Source organism: Photobacterium sp. HL06, from assembly GCF_059552575.1.
This window is the reverse complement of record NZ_CM183915.1, coordinates 1,098,553-1,122,486: the sequence shown is the minus strand read 5'-3', so window position 1 is coordinate 1,122,486 and position 23,934 is coordinate 1,098,553. Positions and strand designations below refer to the sequence as shown.

At 53.4% G+C, this 23,934-nt stretch carries 4 protein-coding genes (1 of these 4 only partly in view); all 4 read left to right on the top strand.

The features are described from left to right. Tightly spaced (each overlapping or abutting the next), the 4 genes in view from AC51G0_RS23295 to AC51G0_RS23280 form a layout consistent with a single transcriptional unit that may run on beyond the window. Positions 1-7,953: the 3' portion of an amino acid adenylation domain-containing protein gene (locus tag AC51G0_RS23295; RefSeq protein WP_496304037.1), read on the top strand. It extends 3,198 nt beyond the left edge of the window; 7,953 of the gene's 11,151 nt are visible here — the last part of the coding sequence; the start codon falls outside the window, past its left edge; its stop codon occupies positions 7,951-7,953. Next, the gene (locus AC51G0_RS23290) at positions 7,950-15,941 is read left to right on the top strand and encodes an amino acid adenylation domain-containing protein (RefSeq protein ID WP_496304036.1); all 7,992 of its coding nucleotides are present in this window, start codon (positions 7,950-7,952) and stop codon (positions 15,939-15,941) included. The genes AC51G0_RS23295 and AC51G0_RS23290 overlap by 4 nt, the downstream gene beginning before the upstream one ends. Then, a complete protein-coding gene (locus AC51G0_RS23285; RefSeq protein WP_496304035.1) occupies positions 15,941-19,363 on the top strand; it encodes a non-ribosomal peptide synthetase in 3,423 nt (1,140 codons plus the stop codon). Before AC51G0_RS23290 ends, AC51G0_RS23285 begins: the two co-directional genes overlap by 1 nt. Further along, on the top strand, positions 19,360-23,934 hold the full coding sequence (locus tag AC51G0_RS23280) for an amino acid adenylation domain-containing protein (RefSeq protein WP_496304034.1): 4,575 nt from the start codon (positions 19,360-19,362) through the stop codon (positions 23,932-23,934). Before AC51G0_RS23285 ends, AC51G0_RS23280 begins: the two co-directional genes overlap by 4 nt.

The window sequence follows — 23,934 nt, the reverse complement described above, 5'->3', positions numbered from 1 at the left end:
GGCGGTGACTCTATTTTAGCTATTCAGCTAGTATCGAAAGCGCGCAAGGTCGGTATTAAGCTGACATCACAGCTGATTTTTGAACATCAAACGATAGCGCAGCTTGCCAACGTTGTTGATGTTGAACAGGCACAGCTAAAAGCCGTACAACCTCTAGCTGAAGGAGAACAGAAGCTTACTCCAATCATGCAAGCCTTCTTTGAGCAGGAACAAGAAGGAGCTCATCATTATAATCAGTCGATGCTGTTCAACCTGCCGGATCTAACCCGGTCAGAGCTGCATCAGGTACTGGCTGCGTTGTGGCAGCGACATGATGTATTCCGGTTGGCGTTCAACTATCACAAATCTAGCGCTGCTTATAGGCCTTTTACCCCTGAGATGATCGACAATGGCTTGGTCGAGCTTGATTTGAGAGAAGAAGAGGGGAGCCAATATGAAAAGGTTGTTCATGATGTGGTCGCCCGGGCACAACAGCAGCTGGCCGTGGACAAGGGAGATCTGGCGCGTTGTATCTGGATCCGGCAGCAGCAGGGAGATCAACTCTTATGGGTCATGCACCATCTGGTGACCGATGGTGTTACCTGGCGGATCATCGCCGAAGATTTAACGACAGCGCTAGCTAACCTAGCATCCCAATCTCCTCTGCTGGCAAGGCCTGAAGGCGATAGTTTCCAGTATTGGGCAGAGTACCTTCATGATAAACAGCATCATCCGCGTTGGCTGGCTGAAAGAGAATACTGGGTTAACGAAAGTAAAGTTAGTGCGTATCTTCCCGTTGATCATGATATTCAGGGGCCAAGTTTAGAGTCGGAGACCGACATTGTTACCGTCAGCCTGCCTGAGCCAGAAACATCCTGCTTGCTGCAGCAGGCATCACAGAGCTACAACACGAGAATCAATGAGCTGCTGCTGGCGGCATTGGCTCCGGTGCTGCTTGAATGGGCAGGTGGCAACCAGTTTCGTATCGACATGGAAGGGCATGGACGGGACATTGATGATGATATTGACCTGAGCGAAACAGCGGGTTGGTTTACCTCTCTTTATCCTGTCGCCCTGGTCGCACAGGACTCGATCGGCGAACAGATCGTTACGATTAAGGAAAAGCTCCGGGCATTACCGAGTAATGGAATTGGCTATGGTGTCTTGCGTTATGTTTTGCGCGATGAGGATCTGTCATCGGGACAAGCGGCAGAGGTTGTTTTCAATTATCTAGGCCAATTTGTCGGTGATGAGAGAGTGGTTGAATTAAATAGCCACCTAGGTGGTGACCATATCAGCCCCAAGCGCCAGCGTCAGCATAAGCTGGGTATCAATGGCCTGGCCAAAGACGGATGCCTGACGTTCCGTTTTGATTACAGCAGCAAGCAATATAACCGCTCGACCATCATTGCGAAGGCTGATGCCTTTATTGAGCAACTGAAGGTTGTTATCAAGCATTGCCTGGCTTCCGATCGGGTATATACCGCATCCGATTTTCCGTTAGCCGAGCTATCCAGCGACAAACTGACCTTACTGCAACAGTTGATACCCAATATGGCTGATGTCTACCGGGTGACCCCGACACAGCATGGCATGTTATTCCATTCATTGAGCAACCCTGACACAGCGATGTATAACAACATTCTCAAGGTTGGCTTAGGACCTATAGAGGCCGACCTTTTCAAGGAAAGTTGGTCGGAACTGATAACTAATCACTCGGTATTACGCACCGTTTTTTACGGAATAGAAGAGGAGTTTGCCCACCAGGTCGTTGTCAAACAGTGCAATCCGGTTTGGCGTCAGCTTGACTGGCGTGGCAACCAGCACATTGAAGCCGATCTGGCCGCATTCATTGAAAAGGAAAAATATACCCCTTTCAACCTGGCAGATGCTCCGCTCATGCGATTCACCCTGGTCCGGGAAAATAATGATCATTGGACCTTGATATGGTCGTTTCATCATGCGTTGCTCGATGGCTGGAGTATTCCCATCTTGCTCGATGAACTAAAAGTGCTGTACGCGGCTAAGGTAGCGCAATCCCCCATAGGGCCAAGATCCCCGGTACCCTACAGCACCTATGTGGATTGGTTGCTGCACAGGGATCACCGTGAAGCAAAAAGTTATTGGCTTGAACGGCTGGCCGATTTTTCGGAAGCTACGCGTTTTTCATTCGCCAGTTCCAATACCCCTGCCGGGGAAGCAAGGAAAGAAACCATTAATGTTGTGCTTTCCGAGGATCTGACCCATAGCCTGAAGGCGCTTGCCTCAGGAACATCAGTAACACTCAATTCTATAATACAAGGTGCATGGGGCCTATTGCTCAGCAAATACAGCAATAGCTCCGATGTTGTTTTTGGCCAGACAGTTTCGGGACGTTCATCAGACCTGAAAAATATCGATCAAATTGTCGGCTTGTGTATCAATACCCTACCTGTCCGGGTGCGGATACCGGACAATAATGAAAGCCTCACCGACTGGCTCAAATCGATACATAAGGCGCATAGCAAGGATGAGGTATACGGCTTTGCTTCGCTGTTAGATATTCAAAACTGGTGCAATGCCAAGGGGGGACTGTTTGAAAGCCTGGTGGTGTTTGAAAACTACCCTTCCGATATTCTCAGTCACGATGAGGAAATAGAGAGTGAAGGCATACGGTATAAGAGCGTTGAGGGAATTGAACAAAACAATTATCCCCTGAGCGTGATTGTGATCCCGGGGGCCAAGATCTCTATTCATATAGACTATGACGTGTCCTATATAGCGCCTTCTGACGCCGAGCGGCTAGGTCAGTACTTCAAGGCATTGCTAGGCAATATGGCCGAAGGAGGGGAGAAGAAAGTTTCTGAGTGTTCACTCATGGCGCAGCCTCTGGATAAGACGTTTAACTGTGTGCTCGATGAGAGGCTGGATTCATTTGATACCCTAACCTGTATTCATACCAAGTTTGAACAGGTAGCGGCAGCTACACCTGATGCTATCGCTCTGGAGCTAGGCAGCGACCGTATGAGCTACCAAGAGCTAAACCGTCATGCCAACCGCTTGGCCCGACAATTAATAGGGGCTGGTATCAAGCCGGATTCATTGGTTGGTTTGCATACTTCGCGCTCATTTGAGCTGGTGATTGGGGTGTTGGGGATCCTAAAGTCAGGGGGAGCCTATGTTCCCCTTGACCCAAATTATCCAGAGCAAAGGGTTCGCTATATCCTCGACGATGCAAAGCCTGGAGCAATTGTTACAGATGGCCATTTTGATTATGCAGGCGTTGATGACTGCGTTGTGTATATCGATAGCGCTACGGTTACCGAAAAGGATGATGTCAACCCGGTTATCCCTAACTTAACCGGATACAATCTTGCGTATGTTATCTATACCTCAGGATCGACCGGCAACCCCAAGGGCGTAATGGTCGAGCATGGTAATGTCGTTCGCTTGTTTGCAGCGGCCGATATTGAATTTTCATTCGATCATACCGATGTATGGACGCTATTCCATTCCTATGCCTTTGATTTTTCTGTTTGGGAATTGTGGGGTGCCCTGATCTACGGCGGTCGTCTTGTTATCGTCACTTATGAAGAAACGCGTTCGCCCGAGCAATTCCTCGATTTACTGTGCAAACAGCAGGTGACGGTGCTCAACCAGACGCCTTCGGCATTTTACAACCTTAGCCGAGCGGCGGTTGGATCCGGAAGGAAAACTGCGTTGAGGTATGTGGTTTTCGGTGGCGAGGCGCTCGACTTCAATTCATTATCCGACTGGTTTACTGATTACGGTGATGACCAGCCAATGCTGGTTAACATGTACGGGATCACCGAAACAACCGTGCATGTCACCTATCAGCGGATCCGGCAGCAAGATTGCGAGCAGCCGCTCAGTGTTATCGGCAAGCCGTTGGCTGATCTACGCGCCTATGTTTGCGATGCCCAGCTGAATATCCTGCCGGCAGGGGTGCCCGGTGAGTTGCTTGTTGGCGGCAACGGGGTGACGAGGGGTTACCTGAATCGTCCCCAGTTAACCCAAGAGCGCTTTATCACCAAGACACTGGTGTCAGGTGAGACTGGTGTACTTTACCGTAGCGGCGACTTGGTCAAATGGCTGGAGGACGGGAACCTCGAGTATCTTGGCCGTATTGACCAGCAGGTGAAGATCCGGGGATTCCGGATCGAACTTGGCGAGATAGAATCCACTCTGCGCAAGCATCCATTGGTAAGGCAAGCGGCGGTTTTTGCCTTGGCGGCGGATGGTAACCATAAGCGTCTTGCCGGTTATATCGAAGCCGACGAGGGTACCAGTGGCGATGACGTCCGGGAGTATCTATCCAGCCTCTTGCCTGACTATATGGTTCCCTCCACAATAATTAGAGTCGATGGTATTCCGTTGACCAATAACGGAAAGGTCAACCGAGATGCGTTATTAAAGCTCGCCGGAGATGAGCCGGGTGGAGAATTTATAGCAGCTCAAACAGAGGAGGAGAGTGTATTAACCGACGTTGTCGGTCAAGTTCTAAAGAGGAAAAGAGTCAGTGTATCTGATAACTTTTTTGCCATCGGCGGCGACTCAATTTTGTCTTTGCGTGTCGTCTCGTGTTTGAAAGAAAAAGGCTACCACTGCACCGTCGGGGAGCTGTTCAAATCCGAGACGCTCGGCTTACTGGCAACAAAGCTCCAGCCGCTGAAGTCTGCTCCTTCCGCAACCTATCAACCCTTATCGCTGTTATCGCCAGAGCAAAGGGATCGTCTGGCTAACCAAGGCACCATACCGGATATCGAAGATGCCTACCCGGCGTCAGCATTGCAAAGTGGGATGATTTTCCATAGCTCCCTACACCCGGGGACCGATATGTATCATGACGTGTTTGCGTTTCGTGTTTCGCTCATCTGGGATCGCCGCTGTTTCGATCAGGCGCTAGAGGCGATGAGCTCCCGCCACGAAATATTACGGACAGGGTTTGTTATTGATAGTGAAGAAGCAAGCTTACTTCAGGCTGTCTATCATCGTGCCAAGCCACCGGTTAGTGAACTGGACCTTCGTCAGCAAACTGCAACTGAACAGCGGGAGGCTTTGCGGCAGTGTATAACGGCTGAGCGCGAGAGGCCGTTTGATTACCAGACCGCGCCATTGCTCAGGCTTTTTGTCCATCACACTTCCGACCGGGAGTGGATACTGACAATTAGCTTTTCACACGCCATTTTAGATGGCTGGAGCCTTTCTCAGTTTAATACCGAGTTTTTGCAGTGTTATTTAAGTTTGCTTGAGCAGCAGTCTTATGGGGCTTCGGCCTTGCCTGCGGCTTACCACCATTTTATCCAACAAGAAATACAGGCTCGGAGTAACCCGCAAAGCAAACAGTACTGGCAAGAGATGTTGTTGGGGGCTGATGTGACCTCGGTTCCTTTACCGGTGAAGAATAGCGAAAATGGTCGCCGAAGCTTCCAAATCACCTGTTCGGGCTCCCTGAAGGAAAAGTTGAGTGAATTGGCGAGCAGGCTCGACGTGTCTTTGCAGCATGTTCTGCTGGCCAGCCATTTTAAAGTGCTGTCACTGGCTGTCGGCAGTACTGACATACTGAGCTCGGTTGTCGCCAATGGCCGACCACCAGTGGCCGGTACGGATCTGACTCTGGGGCTCTTTCTGAATGCGATACCATTTCGTCACCACCTAACGCCTGGCACATGGCAGGAATTGATTAAACAGGTGGGCAAGCAGGCAGCAGACAGCTTTGCTCATCGGGCATATCCGGTGATTGATATTCAGCAGCATACCCGGCTTAGTTTGGACAAGGTGCTGTTTAACTATACCCATTTCCATAACTATGATGCGCTTGAGACCGGTGATCTGGTTGTCTTTGAGCCCGTTGAAAAATTTGAGTCTTCAAATTTTGAACTGGTTGTTCAGTTTATGAATATGCCGCAAGGTGAGTTGGTACTGGAGTTGCAATACCCGGGAGCTGATGAGGAGTCAGGTGAAAACCAGCTATATATCAGCCAACTGGCAGGCTACTATCTGCGGGTGTTTGAGCAGATGGTGGCCGCCCCCGAGGCTCTGCACAGCAGCAGCGCCTTGCTGCCAGCCGAAGAGCGTACATACTTGCTCGAAGGTGCGCTATCGCACCAGGCGCTTTCTTATCATACCGAGCCCGCCGGGCAGCAGACCCTGGCCGGTTATTTTGCTGCGCAATGCCAGCGTAGCCCGCAGTCGGTCGCATTGCATTATCATGATATCCGCCTGACCTACCAAGAACTGGATCAGGCCAGCAACCGTCTTGCAAACTGGTTGGTTTCCTGCGGACTGGATGCAAGTAGCCAGATCGGTGTCAACCTGTCCCGTACGCCCGAGATGGTAACTGCGGTACTGGCTGTCATCAAGCTTGGTGCAACGTACGTACCGCTGGGTCCTGCCTATCCGGCCGATCGCCTCAGCACGATAGCGGGTGATGCCGGGCTGGCCGTAATACTGGCCGAGCGCAAGGAAGCGTGGCATGCCTCTTCGGCAGAGGCTGTTGTACTGTTCGGACCGCAGAGTGATATCGACCTGTCGGCTTATCCATCGACGCCCCTGCCGTTATCCACCGGAGTCAATCGTACCCGCTATCTTATTTATACCTCGGGTTCGACAGGCAAGCCAAAAGGGGTGCGGGGCACTGAAGCCGGTATCGTCAACCGATTGAACTGGATGTGGGATAGTTACCCGTTTGCCGAGGGAGAGGTTGGCTGCCTGAAAACCTCGATTAACTTTGTCGATCATGTCTGGGAGCTGTTTGGCTGCTTGCTGAAGGGGGTGCCGCTGGTGTTGCTGGATCATGATGATGTGGTCGATGCCCGCTGCTTGGTGGAGAAACTAAGCTGCTTTGAGGTGAGCCGGATTGTGCTGGTGCCGACCTTGCTCCAGGCCATTTTGTCACTGCCAACCGAGAGCCTGGCTGGCCTCGGAGCCCTAAAGTGGTGGACGTCAAGCGGCGAGCGCCTGCCTGATCCTCTGGTGCCGGCTTTCTACCGTCAGTTCCCGCAAGCCGTGTTGCTTAATCTCTATGGTTCGTCAGAAGTGGCAGCGGATGTGACCTGTTCTGATACCCGAGAGGCTGTCGATATTGATACCGACAACGGTGCTGCGTCATGTATCGGCTCGCCGATAGCCGATACCCGGCTGTATGTGCTCAATGGCGATATGCAGTTATTGCCTGCCGGCGTGCAGGGTGAGCTGTATGTCGGCGGTGCCGGGGTAGCCGCTGGTTATACCGACCCGGCCCTGACCCGGGAGCGCTTTGTCGACAATCCATTTGGCGAAGGGCGGCTGTTTAAAACCGGCGATATTGTCCGCTGGCGCCAGGACGGTAAGTTGCTGTACATCGGACGTAATGATGATCAGGTCAAGATCCGCGGCCACCGTATTGAACTGGGCGATATCGAGCATGCGCTGTTGATGTCAGAGTCTGTCGGGCAGGCTGCGGCGACGGTTGTCAGCCGCAACGGCGAGAGCGTGATTGCGGCTTACCTGACGCCGGCCCCGGGCAGCCATATTGATACGGAGGCACTTCGCGAACATCTGATAGAGCGGTTGCCGTCGGCGATGATCCCGGCGGCATTCATGGTGCTCGACAGCCTTCCGCTGATGCCGAATGGCAAGGTAGACAGACGACAACTGCCGGAACCCGGCTTTGCGCCCGTCGCGGGCTATCACCCACCGAGAAACCAGCTTGAACGTGACCTGTGTGCGGTCTGGCAACGCCAGTTGCAGACTGAAAAAGTAGGGATCCACGACAGTTTCTTCGCGCTGGGTGGGAATTCAATTACCGCCCTCAAGCTGGCGGCACAGATGGAGCCTGTCGTCGGTAAGCCCGTTCCGCTCACGGTCTTGTTTGAGCACAAAACCATTGCCGGGCTCAGCGCCTTTTTTGTCAATGAGGGCGATCGCCAACAAGCCACGATTCAAATTGCAGTAAATGACGCCAAGCAGCAGCACAACAGGATGAAATTATGATCTGGTCCCTACTCAAACAACTAAAAAAACAAAATTGTTCTCTTTGGCTAGAAGACGGGGAGTTAGAGCTGTCCTATGCCGATAATCCTCCATCACAGGAATGTATCGATGCGCTCAAAGCCAACAAGGCGGCTCTGGTAGATCTGCTGGCACAAAGGGGAGTGGTTTCCCAGCTCGCCTTTAATCATCTTGAAGAATGGCTGCGGGCTCCACTGTCGTTTGCCCAGCAGCGCTTGCTGTTTGTGGAGCGTCTGACCGAAGGGTCGGACGCATACCATATGCCGAGCTTGGTAGAGCTGGACAGCACGGTTTGCACGGTGTCGTTGGAAGCGGCACTTTGCGATCTGGTTGAACGGCATGCGGCTCTGCGTACGGTCTTTTGTACTGACTCGGGTGGGCAAGATTACCAGCAAGTATTAACTATGCCGCCGGCCATTAAACTTACGGTTGTTGAGGATGAGGCAGGCTTGTGCGATGAGTTGCGGGATGCTATCACGAGACCGTTTCGTCTTGAGCAGGAGCCGCCGCTTCGGCTCCACCGTTATAAAGTCGGCGAGAAACAGTACCTGCTGCTTAATTGGCACCATATCGCCTTTGATGGCTGGTCTGCCGGCGTTTTTTTCAATGAACTGTCTGCCTGCTACCAGGCAAGGTTGCGGGGTGAGGAGTCGCGGCTACCGGCACTGTCTCTGTCTTACCTGGATTTTGCCCGTTGGCAGCGAGACCTGGAGGGGCGTGAGACCATGGCGGCCGACGAGGCATTCTGGCGCGAGGAATTAGCGGAGTACCAGCCGCTCCAGTTGCCGCTGGATTATGAGCGTCCGACGACGGTCGATTATCAGGGGGAAGATGTTGAATTTGCCTTGGATGAAAAGTTATCGGCCCAGCTCAGAGAGCTTGCCCGCCAGAATGATACGACCCTGTATACGGTACTGTTGAGCGGCTACTTCATTGCGCTCAGCCAGTTTACCGGGCAGCAGGATGTGGTGATAGGCAGCCCGTTCGATAACCGGTTATCGACCCAGCTCCACCCGCTTGTTGGCTTTTTTGTCAATGCCTTGCCAGTCAGGCACCAACTGGATCCTGTGCAATCGGTATCCTCGCTGATCCATGACTTGCATCGTCGGATTGTGGCTGTCAAAGAACATCAGTCACTGCCGTTCGATCAACTGGTCAGTGTGGTGGATGACCAACGCGATTTGTCACGCCACCCTATTTATCAAGTGATGTTCAGTGTCCAGCGCTTCGGTACCGAGGGGCTGGCCGTCGACGGTTTGCCTTTCCGGGCCGTCGAGCTGTCTCGTTACCTGCCGCAGCCAACACCGGCGCGGTTTGACATTAGCCTGTTTCTTGATGATAGCCAGCCGGAAATACGGGCCAGTCTGAACTATGCGATCAGCCTGTTCGAGCCTGAGACAATTGATATCTTCCGCCAGATGTTTCTGGAGGCCCTTCTCGCAATGGTCGACGTTCCGGACCAGGCTATATCCGATATCGATACCCTACCAACCGGGCTTCGCCACCAGATCCTGGAGACCTGGAACCAGACCGAAGCCGACTATCCTGCTGGATTGTGCCTGCACCAGCTATTTGAACAGCAGGTTGAACGTATTCCTGATGCCCCTGCACTGGCTCACGGCGATCAATGCCTGAGTTATCGCCAATTGGATGAGCAGTCCAGCCAGCTGGCTGACCATCTGCGCTCTGCTTATTTGAGAGAGTACGGCTGCCAGTTGCCGGGCGGGACACTGATCGCGATTAATGTTGAACGAACACCTGACTGGGTGGTTGCAATCCTGGCGGTGCTGAAAGCAGGTGGTGCCTACCTTCCGTTGCTGCCTGATTCTCCGCGACAGCGGAACGCGTTCATATTGCAGGATGCAAAGCCGTCGCTAATGTTGGTGAACCATGCGAAATGGGATAATTGGTGTGATTTTGAGGTGCAGGTTTGCCTCGTAGCGGTCGAGTATTCCGAGTCTGTGCCAGATGCTGGCAGCCTGTTTGCTGAGCCATTGAGCCGTCCTTCTGATCCGGCTTATGTGATCTATACCTCAGGCACGACTGGCCAGCCTAAAGGGGTGATGATCAGTCATCGCAACGCGGTTCATCTGGTCAGTGCCCAGACCGGAGCATTCGACGCGGCAAGCTGTACCCGTTCATTGTTGTTTGCGGCAGGGATATTTGATGCCCATGTGTCAGAGTTGTTTGTCGCCTTGGCGAACGGCCATCTTGCTGTGCTGGCCGATGACGAGACCAGACAGGATCCCGAGCTTCTTAAGGTGCTTTGCAGCCGCTGGCAGGTTGAGCTGGCGACGCTGCCGCCTTCTCTGCTGGCTGCGCTAGAACCGACGGATTTTCCCGGCATCAAGGTACTTGTGACCGCTGGAGAGACGCCGCCGCTATCGGCACTGCAGCGTTTTGCCTCTCACTGCCATGTGATCAATGCCTACGGGCCTACCGAGATCACCGTATGTGCGACTGCCCACCGTTTTTCAGCGGGGGATAATGCCAACCAGATCGGCAGGGCGATCAGCAATACCCGTCTCTATGTGCTTGACGGTATGGGACGGCCTGTGCCCCCCGGCGCATCTGGTGAACTGTATGTCGGCGGAGCCGGGGTTGCTCTTGGATATCTGAACCGACCTGAGTTAACGGCGGACCGTTTTGTCACCAACCCGTTTGCGACGGTTCGTGACCAACAGCTGGGTTATGACCGCCTGTACCGGACCGGCGACCGGGTTAAGCAGTTTGCTGACGGCAGCCTGGTCTTTCTTGGCCGCAATGATGCCCAGGTGAAAATCCGCGGCTTTCGGGTCGAGCTGGGCGAGATCGAATCCCTGATTGCTGAGCAGCCTGAAGTTGGGCTGGCGGCGGTTACTGTTGCCGATTATCTCGGCCAGCCTTCGATAGCGGTGTATGCGGTTGTTCGCCCGCAACAGGCTCTGACGCTGGAGGGGCTTAACCAGCGGCTGTCTGAACGGCTACCAGCATATATGCTGCCTTCGTCTCTGACTGTTATCGAGCAGCTACCCATGACAGTCAACGGAAAGCTGGATGTGGCCGCTTTGCCTGCACCGAGCCAGACCAAGGCACAGGGCTATTCGGCTCCTGAGAGCCAGATCCAGCGCCAGCTTTGTGAGATTTGGCAGCAATTACTTGGGGCTGAGCAGATCGGTATCAATGATAATTTCTTCGAAGTCGGTGGTAACTCTGTTCTTATCGTGCAGCTTCAGCAGCGCCTGGTAAAGCTGCTGGATATCAAAGTCTCTGTCGTTGAGCTATTTGCCAATCCCAATATTGCCAGCCTGGGCGAATTTTTACTGTCTCGACAGCAGCCATCAGATGTGCCGCCTGCGAACGAGAAAAAAAACAATCGCTCAGTGATGCCTGCGGCACCTATTGCGGTGATAGGTATGGCTGGAAAATTTCCCAAGGCCGGGGATGTCGAAACCTTCTGGCAGCGTATTGCCGAAGGTTACTGTGCCGTTGAGACGCTTGATGATGACACCTTGCTGGCGCGGGGGGCGGATCCGGCATGGTTCGACCTGCCAAATTATGTACGCTCGGAAATCGCCATTGACGATCAGGCGATGTTTGATGCCGGATTTTTTGGCTTCAATGAGCGCGTAGCTCAGCTGACTGATCCCCAGCATCGCTGGATGCTGGAATGTGGTGTCCAGGCTCTGGAAAATGCAGGCTACCCCGGAGAACCTGAGAACCAGCGAATTGGGGTGTTTGTCGGCAAGAGCGAGCACTTTGCTTGGCATGAACGGGTGTTTTCCCGCCGTAATCAGGCAAATAATGCCGGTGACATGGAGGTGGGACAGGCAATCGGCAAGGATTTCCTGGCGACATTGCTATCGTACAAGCTGAACTTGACTGGGCCGAGCCTGAACTTGGCTACCGCCTGCTCTACTTCGCTGGTTGCTGTGCATGAAGCCTGCCAGCAAATCCGCGCTGGACACTGTGAGATGGCAATGGCTGGCGGCGTGTCTCTTGACTGTGAGCCTTCTATCGGTTATTTGCATCAGCCCGGTTTTATCTTCTCCCAAGATGGCTACTGCCGTCCGTTCGATACCGCTTCAAGCGGAACAGTGCGTGGCTATGGTGCTGGCATTGTTGTTCTCAAGCGTTTGGACAAGGCGCTGGCTGATGGCGACACCGTTTATGGCGTTATACGTGGTTCGGCAATCAATAATGACGGTGCCAGCAAAGTGAGTTACAGCGCACCGTCCGTGACGGGACAGGTGAAGGCTATTCAGGATGCCTGCAAGGATGCCGGAATTGATAGCACTACCGTTCAGTATGTCGAATGCCACGGAACGGGCACGCCTCTCGGTGATCCAATAGAAATTTCGGCGTTGTCTCAGGCATATAGGGCCACAGCCCAGGATCCAATAAAAAAGGCAAGTTGTGCACTGGGATCGCTTAAGGCCAATATTGGCCATTTGGACTCGGCGGCAGGGGTGGCCGGTTTGATTAAAACGATCCAGGCCTTGCGCTATGGCCAGCTGCCACCGATGGCTAACTTTAGAGCCCCCAATCCTGAGCTCGATTTGGACGCGACACCATTTTATGTCAATGACCACTTGCGTACCTGGCCTGAAAGCGGATCGCCGCGCCGCGCAGGGATCAGCTCGTTCGGGATTGGCGGAACCAATGCCCACCTGATCCTGGAGCAGCCGCCACAACAAGCGAGTGAAAAAGCGAGTGATGCCCAGGTGCTGACGTTCTCTGCCAAGACACCGTCAGCCTTGGACAGCTTAAGACAGGAGCTGCATAACTACTTGCAGTCTCATCCTTCGGTATCGCTGGGTGATGTCGCCTTTACCCTGCAGCAGGGGCGGGCAGCTTACCCGTACCGGGATGCGCTAGTGGGTGTTGATATGACCGATACAGCCACGCAGCTAGGCGAAGCAATGCCTGCTGCTCCGGCGGTGCCAAATCAGCCACGTCCGGTAATTTTCCTCTTCCCCGGGCAGGGTAGCCAATATGCGGGTATGGGACATAGCCTGTCACGGCAGTCGCCGTTGTTTAAGGCAACCCTGCAGCGCTGCCTTGAGCTGCTTAGGGAAAACCATCAGCTGGACCTGTCTTCGTGGCTTGAAATACCAGAATATCTCGAAGGCAAGGGGGAGAACACGTCCCGTTACCAGGCATGGTGCAAGCAGGCTGATGAGGCGCTGCAAAGGACAGAAAATACCCAGCCGGCCTTGTTCTGTATTGAGTATGCCCAGGCAACTTACTGGATGAGTCTTGGGCTCAAGCCCGTAGCGATGATCGGGCATAGCCTGGGGGAATATGTTGCGGCCTGTATTGCTGGTGTCTTTACACTGGAGGAAGCGCTGGAACTGGTTGTGGCCCGGGGACGGTTGATGCAGCAGCTTGAAACCGGCGGTATGGTTGCGGTTAACGGTGAATACCCATTTGTCAATGAGTTGGCTGAGCGGTTCGAACTGTCTGTTGCGGCCCGCAATGGACAGCAACAATATGTGCTGTCAGGCGAGATAGATCGGATTGAAGCGGTACAGGACTGGCTAGAATCACAGGGGCTCAGGCACAAACTGCTCGCGACTTCCCACGCCTTCCACAGCCATATGATGGAACCGGTACTGGCGCGTTTCCACGAGGTGGTTGGCCGTCATGAAAAGAAGGCTCCGGCGATCCCTTATTTGTCCAATCTGCATGGCGGCTGGATAGCGGCCGACGAGGCGTGTAGCGCTGACTATTGGGTTTCCCATCTGCGCCAGGGCGTGAAGTTCTATGACGGGGTCAAAACCCTTGTCGAGCAATTTTATGCGGGGGACGCCTCATCTGCACCGGTTCTTATCGAGGTCGGGCCGGGGCGGATCCTGAGCGGGATGGCTGCAGCTATTCACCCGCAGTTGAATGAGCTGATGGTACAAGGCCTCCCGTCTGACCGGGCTGGTGAAGAGCGTGAGAATGGAACCCTAGAGGCAGTTGCTGCCTGCTGGCGTATGGGTGTAGAGCTGGATTGGTCAGCACTGCATAGTGGCGCAACAAGGCGACGTATCGCCCTGCCTTCCTATCCGTTCGAGCATCAGTCCTATTGGTTGGAAAAGGTATCGGCTGAAGCCGTTTCGGGTACCCAGGTGCGCAATAACAGCGATCAGTGGTTTTATCAGCAGAATTGGCAATTGCGCTCTCTTGCCAATCAGCAGCGAAGCAGCGATAGCGTGCTGCTTCTTGGCGATGATAGTGCCATGGCGGAACAGTTGTCCCGAGCATTGCAAACGCAAGGGAGCCGTGTCTGTCGAGTTTCTGAAGGCTCCGGTTTTGTCCGGCACGAGGTGGGGCGTTATTCCATTCGGCCGGATTCGGGAGACGATTTTGATAACTTGTTTACCGATCTGAAGCTAGCGGGTGCCATGCCGGATACCATTATCCATTTTTGGCAGTACGGGCAGCATCGCGAACTGCCGGGGCTTGATAGCTTGGGTGCGAGCCAAACCAGGGGCTTTGACAGTGCGATTGCCCTGGCGCAATCGCTCGGCCGCGGCCAGGTTCAGGCTGATCTGCTCTTCGTGACCAGCCGTCAGCAGGCTGTCTCCGGCCAGGATGTTGCCAACCCTCTTAAGGCAACGTTACTGGGAGCCAGCAAAATTATTGATGTTGAATATGACGGAGTCGCTGCTCGCAGCATCGACTTTGCTACTGGTATTGCGGGGGAGACGACGGAACAACATGCCGCTGTACTGGTTGAGGAGCTGGCGCACTCTGCGACAGATGTCGCTATTGCCTATCGTCAGGGGCTGCGCTTCGCGCCTTCGTTTGAGCCGGTCGAGCTACCTTCATCATCAGAGATGGCGCAACCGTTCAAGCCGGGTGGTACCTACCTTATTGCAGGCGGCTTGGGAGGAATGGGGTTGGCCTTTGCCCGACATATTGCCGATCAGGTTCCTGCAAACTTGCTCCTAGTTACCCGGCGAGAATTTCCGCAACCGTCAGAGTGGGCAAACAGACTGCAGTTGGGGGATGAGACTGCAGAGCAGATCCGGGTAATTCAACAGATGGAAGAGAAAGGGTGCCGGGTTGTCGTTGCCAGTGCGGATCTTGATGATCTGGATGCGATGACACAGATCATTGCCCGGGTTCATGAGCAGTTCGGCAAGGTTGACGGTTGGATCCATGCTGCCGGTATTGTCGATGAGGCCGGAGTGATCCAGCGCAATACCAGAGAGGCATTGGAAAAGGGAATGAAGGCCAAGGTTCGCGGTACCTTGGTGCTGGATCGACTCGTGTCTCCGGACAGTCCTGATTTTATTCTTCTTTGCTCATCACTGTCTGTTGTTATTCACCAGATGAAATACGGGCAGGTGGCCTACGCTGCTGCCAATGAGTTCCTTGATGCCTATGCCTGCTACAAGAAACGGACCTCGACCAGTACCGTAACTGTCGTTGATTGGGACGACTGGCGTGACACCGGTATGTCGAAACGTACCCGGGACAAGGCTGGATACAACCTTAGCGAGGAAGAAGCCCGCTTTACCTTAACCGTACCGGAAGGCCAGGCGGTGTTTGCCCGTGCGCTGTCAAGCGGTCTTGAAAGGGTCATTGTATCGATCCGCGATTTGCACCGGTGGCAACGCACTGTTGCGGCAACGCCTGCTGACGGACTGCGGCCTGACAGTAGCGGGAATCAGGCCGGGCAGCTTCTCGAATTAATGACACAGGAAGAGGCGGAAACAGCATTGGCAGCATTGCTAAAACGGATGCTTGGCGTGCAAGAGATCAAAGCCGGTGACGATTTTTTCCGGCTTGGCGGGGATTCTTTACTGGTTATTCAGCTTGTGAATGCGATTCGCGATCAGTTCGGCATTTCCCTTGGGCTGGAAGAAATTATGGCCCGACCGGCATTAGCGGAGATAGAAGCCTTGGTTATCGAGAAGGCCGGATGGGCGGATGATGACGAATACTGGGATGAATGGGAATCTACTGAAGGTTTTGAACAGGAAGGAACTATTTGATGATCAATGGGTTAGTAACACGGTTGGCTGCCGAGGGAGTTCGGTTTGGCTTAAAGCGCGGAGAATTGGTCTATCAGTCAAAGCGAGCACTGACAGCAAGCCAGCTCGAAGAAATTAAATTGCACAAAGTCGATATTATCGGCTATCTGCAGAGCAAACGCCGCCCTCGTCCTGCTGCCTCGGCAGGTACTGAGGGGCTTCGCCGCTACGAGCAGGCGTATTATCCCCTGGCATTCGGCCAGGAGCAGATGTGGTTTGTCGATCAGTTTATGGACGGAGGCACCCACTTCAATATGCCGGTGGCCCTATGTCTGGAAGGTAAGTTGGATGTGCCGGTGCTGGAGTTGGCGCTAAAAGACCTTGTCGATCGCCATCATGCCTTGCGTTGCGTGATCGCAGAAGTCGACGGCAAGGCACAGCAACAGGTTCGTCTTGCTGCTGATTTTACCCTGGTAAAGGAAACAAGCCATCTAGATAAAGGCGATCAGCAAGATAAGGCTGTTGCCAGCTGGGTGCAAAACCAGGTGGCGGTGTCTTTTGATCTTCGTAGTGACTACATGCTATGGGCATCTCTGCTGGAATGTGATGCCGAGAAGCACATTCTGGTGCTGGTGCTTCATCATATTGCCGGGGATGGTCTCTCGATCAATATTTTGCTCCGCGAGTTGCAGCAGCTTTACCGGGCCAAACTGGAGGGATTGCCTAGTCCCCTGCCGCCGTTAGCGCTGCAGTATACCGACTACGCCTGTTACCAGCAGGAGTTGGCAGCCAATTCGGGCTTTAGCAACCATCTTGATTACTGGCTGGACTACCTGAAAGAGTGCCCGTCGACCCACAGCCTGCCGATATTGCCGCCAGGTCAAAACTCGATCCAGCAAGAAGAAAAAGCGTTTTGGATTGAGCCGCTGGACAGCACTATGTTGGATCGCTTAGCGACTTTTCACCGCGCCTCCGGAACGACACTGTTTGTGCTGTTGAGGACGGCGTTTGCACTTCTGATCAGCCGATACAGTAATGAGTCCGATATTGTGCTGGGGACACCGATGTCCAACCGCAATGATAAGCGATTGGAGGGGATCGTTGGCCTGTTTGCCAATCTGGTGGTATCCCGAACACAGCTCAGGAGTTCGGAGACGTTTGCAGAGCTTCTCGAGCGGAGCCAGCAGCAAGCCGTATCCGATTTCAAGTATCAGGATATTCCATTTGATTTATTGGTTGAAAAGCTTAATCCGGAACGCCATTCCGAACGAAATCCGTTGGCGCAGATTGCATTTTCATTGAGTGATTATGATACCGAACAACTGTCACTGCCCGGTGTTGATGTTTCTCCTGTCGGCCATGATCACTTGGTCGGCAACTTTGACCTGCATGTTGATGTCAGAACTAACAAGCAGGGGGGGACAATCAGCTGGACCTATTCACGGTCTCTGTTTGATCCGGACTTGATCAAGCGAATGGCATCAAACTTCAGTGTATTGCTGCAGTCGCTGGTAAGCTCTCCCCGTACGGCGGCGCTGGCACTGCCAATGCTGAGCCAGGAAGAATACCTGACACTGACGGATCAAAATAATCACACTGAGCTGGCCTATAACAAAGAAACCGGGCTTATCGAGCTGTTCGAGCAGCAGGTCGCAGCTAATCCTGAATGCCTAGCATTGATTGACGGGGAGCAATCAGTCAGCTTCGGGGATTTGAATCAAAAAGCTGACCAGCTGGGCTGCTGGTTGCGGCATAAAGGTGTAAAGGTTGGTACCCGGGTAGGGATTTGCCTGGAACGCAGCTTTGATTCGGTGATTGCATTGTTAGGGGTACTGAAGGCCGGGGGCTGCTATGTCCCTATGGAGCCTCAGCATCCGGATGAGCGGCTTCGCTATATTGCTGGTGATGCCGGGGTGTCGCTTGTACTTACCCATAAGCAGCATGCGGCTCGGCTTTCCCGGTTTACTTCCGAGCAGCTGTTGTTGGATCAAAACTGGCCGGAACTTGATGCCAGTGAGGATAGCTGTGGGCTTGGAGGTCGCTCACCCAATGCTCCGGTCTATGTGATCTACACCTCGGGTTCGACCGGACGGCCGAAAGGCGTAGTTGGCGGACAGCTTGGTATATTGAACCGTTTGCACTGGATGTGGCATCGTTACCCGTTTGCTGGCAGAGAGCTTGGCTGCCACAAGACTGCATTGAGTTTCGTCGATCATGTCTGGGAACTTTTCGGCCCCTTGCTACAGGGCGTTCCTGTATTGCTGCTGGCTGATGAAACGGTCAGGCAACCTGAGCTGCTGGTCAATAAGCTGGCATCCCATATTGTGACAAGGCTGGTATTGGTCCCTTCGTTGCTTGAGGCGATTCTGGCCCTGCCACCGCAACAGGTATCCAGCCTCTCTTCGTTGAAGTGGTGGACCTCAAGTGGCGAGGCACTATCGACAGAGCTGGCAATGGCATTCTGCCGACAACTGCCATCGGCGACACTGCTTAACTTGTATGGCTCGTCGGAGGTGGCGGCCGATGCAACCTACTATGAAGTCGATGCAGAAAGCCTGCACCTGTTCCCGCGGGGGGTACCGATTGGTCGTCCTATCGCCAATACGCAGGTATATTTGCTTGATGATCGTGGTTCGCTGGTCCCTGACGGCAGTGTTGGAGAGGTGTGTATTGCAGGGGATGGCGTGGCACTTGGCTATACCAACCCAGAGTTAGGAAAAGGCCGTTTTGTAGCCAGCCCGTTTGGTAACGGACAACTGTACCGTAGTGGCGATCTGGCTTTCTGGAACAAGCAAAATGAGCTTATCTACCTTGGCCGTAATGATCATCAAATCAAGATGCGCGGTCACCGGATCGAGCTGGGAGAGATCAACCAAGTACTGATGAGCCTAGACGCGGTTCGCCAGGCAACGGTGATCGACTGGCGTCATAATGACCAGCTGTTGCTGGTGGCTTATGTCGTTTTTGAACACGGACATGAGTTGGCTGCTACGGATCTGAAATCAACATTGGCGGGACTTTTGCCCGGCTATATGGTTCCTACCCTGTTCCAGCCGCTCGATCAACTACCGCTCAACGTGAGTGGCAAGCTAGACCGCAAGGCGTTGCCCATGCCGAATTTTGGCCAGCCGGAAACCGAACCTGGCCGGCCAATGACTGAAACGGAATCACGGCTCGCACAAATTTGGCAGCGCTTGCTGAATGTCGAGGTGACCTCCTGCCTGGCACACTTCTTTGACCTTGGGGGACATTCCTTATTGCTGGCACAGCTGCTGGGATTGATTAGGGCCGAGTTCCAAAATGAATTAGGCTTTAAAGCTCTGTTCAATAACCCTGTACTGCAAGATCAGGCGGCATTGATTGACCGCCAGTCACTGTATTTGCATATGCATACCGAATTGGCCGCAGAAGACGAAATGGAATTTGAAGAGGTAGAATTATGAACCTGACTGCGCTATTGCGGCAATGTTCTGAACAGGGGATCCGGTTGACACTGGTAGATGGCAGCGTAAAAGTGAATGCGCCCAAAGGGTCACTGACGCCGGAGATCGTTAAGCTTTTGCGGGAGCACAAAGAAACCCTGAAGCAAGAATTGGCCATGCGTTTTGCTGCATCGACCACGGAGCCGGTAGTGGTACAGCAACGCGATGTACTGTCGTTTAACCAGCACCGCTTGTGGTTCATTGATCACCTTGGCGGAGGCAGTAACTACCTGAACCTTCCTGCCTCTTTCTTATTAAAGGGACTGTGCAATGTTGAAGCTCTGAAAAAGGCGTTGCGCCAGATTGTTGAGCGCCACCAGGTATTACGTACCGTCTACCGGATCGAAAATGGCGAGCCTAAACCTCGCCTGTTGCCTTCGGTAGACATGCCGATCCCGGAAACGGATCTCAGTGGTTACGCGGATTACAAGGAGAAGGTGCTGGCTCTGATTGATGCCGATTCGGATGTGCCGTTCTCGCTGGCAGATGATTATATGTTGCGTTGCCATATCTACCACATGGGGCCGGATGAACATGTGTTGCAGCTGAATATGCACCATATAGCCAGTGACGGTTGGTCACAGCGCGTACTGATGCAGGAGCTCTCAGTTCTGTATGCGGATTACTCCAGGAGCCGTGCTTCAAGTCTGCCGCCGATGAAGCGCCAGTATGCCGATTTTGCTGCCTGGCAGCGCGGGTACCTTACCGGCCCAACCCTGGATGCCCATCTGGACTATTGGCGCGGCGCGCTTGCAGGCGCTCCGGCGACCCACAGCATTCCTCTTGATCGCCCGCGGACGCCCGATAAAAAATATCCCGGCGAGGTCCATTACGTCCAGTTGGACAAGTTACTGTCTCAGCAGTTGTATCAATTGGCCCGCGATAGTGAATTGACCTTGTTTATGGTATTGGAAACGGCGTTTGCCGTGCTGATCGGGCGGCTAGGAAATTGTCGCGATGTGGTGATCGGATCGCCGATTTCTAACCGCAACCAGGCGGACTATACGTCTGTTATCGGCTTTTTTGTCAATACGCTCATATTGCGTACCCACTGGGAGGAAGGAGCGAGTTTCAGGCAACTCCTGGCGGAAAGTAAAAACCATCTGCTGGATGCCTATGAATATCAGAGTGTTCCTTACGAACTGCTGCTCGATAGCCTGAAGATCGAAAGAAGTCTACGTCACAATTCGCTATTTCAGATCATGTTTGTGCTGCAGGAAAAAATTGAGCAGCAGGGAGAGTTTCCCGACCTTGATATACAAATGTTGCCGCAGAAACGAGGAACCAGCCAGTTTGAGATTATCCTGACAGCGGTGGAGCAAGATGAGGGGCTGGGACTCAGCTGGCGCTATGATACCGATCTATTCTCGCGAGAGACAATTGCCAGCTTTGCTGATGCGCTGGCGCAGTTAATTTCGTCGATAGTTGCAGCTCCCGACAAACCTGTCGAATCACTGCCATTGGTTCATAGTCAGACGATATTACCGCTAGAAGGCCTTACAGGGAGCTCAGATGGCAATACGCCTGTAGCGAATATTTGCACCGCGATTGACCAGTTTAGTGCACGAGAGCCGGATAAGATCGCAGTCGTCAACGGGGATGATGTGCTCACTTACGAGCAGCTCTCAACCAAGTCTAGTCAACTAGCATGCCAATTGGCGGTTCATGGGGTAACCAAAGGGCAGGTTGTCGCCATCAGCCTGCCGCGTTCGCTGGAGATGAGTATCGCAATTCTTGCGGTCCTGCGGCTGGGGGCAGCCTATCTGCCGATAGATACCCGCTTTCCGGCAGGTCGCCGTCAATATATGCTGGAGGACAGCGGTGCAGTGGCATTGATTGCCAACGAGGCCCCGGAAGATACAGCTATCCCCGTACTGTCTGCGGCAAGCGGTGGAACGGAATCAGGCACCGACTGGCTAGTGGTTGATGTGGCAGCTGATGATTTGGCTTATATTAACTATACCTCTGGCACAACAGGCAAACCCAAAGGGGTGATGGTCACCCATGGTAACCTGGCCAACTATTGCAGAGCGGCCCAGCAATACTATTGTATTGAATATAATGACCGGGTGATGCAGGCCTCAGCCTTTGGCTTTGATGCCTGTATTGAAGAGCACTTTATGGCGCTAGTGCATGGTGCGACCCTGATTTACCGTAATGATGTCTGCCTGGCAGATTGGGATCAGTTTACTCGTTTTTCTCAACACTTCGGGATCACTGTTGCCGGACTGCCTACGGCAGTCTGGAATGGGTTCTGTGATGATGTGGGAGCCTTGCGTCAAGCAGGTCATGGCTCCCTGCGGCTACTTATTTTGGGCGGGGAAGCCCTGAAGGCCGAGCGACTGGAGCGCTGGAAACAAGCTATTGGCGAGAATGTTCAGCTGCTCAATACCTACGGTCCGACGGAAACGACTATTATCACCACAGCCTACGATACCGCGGGATGGCAACCGGGCTCGCCGGTACCGATCGGGCGAATGATTGCCGGCGCCAAAGGCTATGTTGTTGACCAATACAATAACCAGCTGCCCCTGGGGGCTGTGGGTGAGCTATGTATTGGTGGGCTCGGCGTTGCCAGGGGCTACCTGAATCGGCCTGACGAAAGTGCATTTGGTGAACTGGAGCGAGCTCCCGGTGTAACCGAACGTGTCTACCGAACCGGGGATATGGTGCGGTTGGGAGCTGACGGAGAACTGGTCTATATCGGTCGGCGCGATCAGCAGCTGAAAGTGCGCGGCTACCGAATTGAGCCTGAAGAGATTGAAGCTGAGCTCTGCAGGCACCCGGCGATCTCGCAGGCTGTCGTAATCCCGCACCAGTCGACGTCGGAGCAAACCTTGCTGGTGGCTTTTGTGACGCTTACCGACAGACGGCTAACCAGTACGACCGAGTCCTTGCTGCGCGAGTATTTGCAGCAACAGTTGCCTGATTATATGGTGCCAGCACAAATTCAGATCATAGAGACGATCCCGCTGACCGTGAACGGCAAGCTTGATAAGCCGCGCTTGCCTGCTGTCAAGCTCACTGGTTTATCTGAGGCCACATTTGTCGCCCCTGAAACTGAGATAGAGCACACACTGGCATCAATCTGGCAGTCGCTGCTCAAGCTCGATAAGGTGAGCATCATGGCTAACTTCTTCGAGCTGGGCGGGCATTCGCTGCTGGGTATTAAACTAATCGCAGCCTTGAAAGAGAAGTTCGATATTACGATGACAATACGGGAGTTGTTCGAGGCTCAGACCATAAGAAAGCTGGCGGCCCTGTTAGATAAGCAAAGAAGGCTAGATAAACGGGAAAGACCACCAGCAGTCGGCGGTTTGATTAGCCTGGAAAAAGAGGCCGCTTTGCTAAAACATCCGACCTGGATACCGTCGCGCGAGGTTATAGATAGCCAGTACAGGCATCTGATGTCACAAGTTGGCTCTGGGGACGTTCAGGGTATCTTGTTGACGGGGGCCACCGGATACATCGGGGCCTTCTTGCTCGAACACCTGCTAAACGAACATCGAAATGCCACTGTTTCTTGTTTAGTCAGGGCTGGCTTTGCGGCAGATGGGTTGGCGAGGATTAAGGCCAACCTTGAACAGTACGGGATCTGGCATGATGAATATGCAGTGAGAATCACCGCCGTGCCTGCAGATTTGTCGTTGCCGGATCTTGGGCTGGCTACCGGGATCTGGGAAGAGCTTGCGGCTGGAACCCAGTGGATCATCCACAACGGGGCACAAGTCAACCATGTCCTGCCGTATCAGGCGCTGAAAGCGGCCAATGTTGACGGTACCGAGGCTTTGCTTCGGCTGTCAGTTGAGAAGGGACTGAAGCTGTTCAGCTACATTTCGGCTACTGCCGTTTTCGGGGCGCCGGATTCATCGCGGACGATAACCGAGTCAACACCGATTGATTTTGAACGACACCCGTCAGATGCTGGATATGCTGGTAGCAAGTGGGTTGCTGAAAAGTTGGTGATGAGAGCAAGAGAGCATGGACTGCCGTGCCATATCTTCCGCCTCGGTCGGATTGGCCCTCATAGTCAGACTGCGGTGGGTACGCCGGATGATATCCCGGGCCGCTATCTACGGACCTGCCTGGCTCTCGGGCGTTATCCTGAGAACGAAACCAACGAGCTCATGGTACCGGTTGATATTGCCTGCCAATCAATTGCCCAGCTGAGCCTAGCCGAGATTGGGCTGCCCGGTAATTATCACCTGGTCGGCAAATATGCATCCGGATGGAATGCCGTGCTCAGTATGTCGAAAAAAACGCTTCAGGCATGTAGCCATAAAGAATGGCTTGATCTTATTGAAGGGAGTCTTTCTACAGAACAACCGCTTCCTATGGCACCTTATTTATTGCAACTGAAACAGATGCAGCAGTGGCGAGAACAAAGCGGTGTTAATGAGGTACTTCCAACGCAGCGTTTTTGCCAAAAGGAGACCGAGCGCTTGATGGACGAAGTGGGGATAGTGTACCCCAAACCTTCAAGTGAAGGTTATGCAGCCTATCTTGATTGGCTTCAGAATTATACAGTTTAA

Coding starts and splice junctions, on each gene's coding strand:
- AC51G0_RS23290 (WP_496304036.1), top strand. CDS start 7,950: ATGATCTGGTCCCTACTCAAACAACTAAAAAAACAAAATTGTTCTCTT.
- AC51G0_RS23285 (WP_496304035.1), top strand. CDS start 15,941: ATGATCAATGGGTTAGTAACACGGTTGGCTGCCGAGGGAGTTCGGTTT.
- AC51G0_RS23280 (WP_496304034.1), top strand. CDS start 19,360: ATGAACCTGACTGCGCTATTGCGGCAATGTTCTGAACAGGGGATCCGG.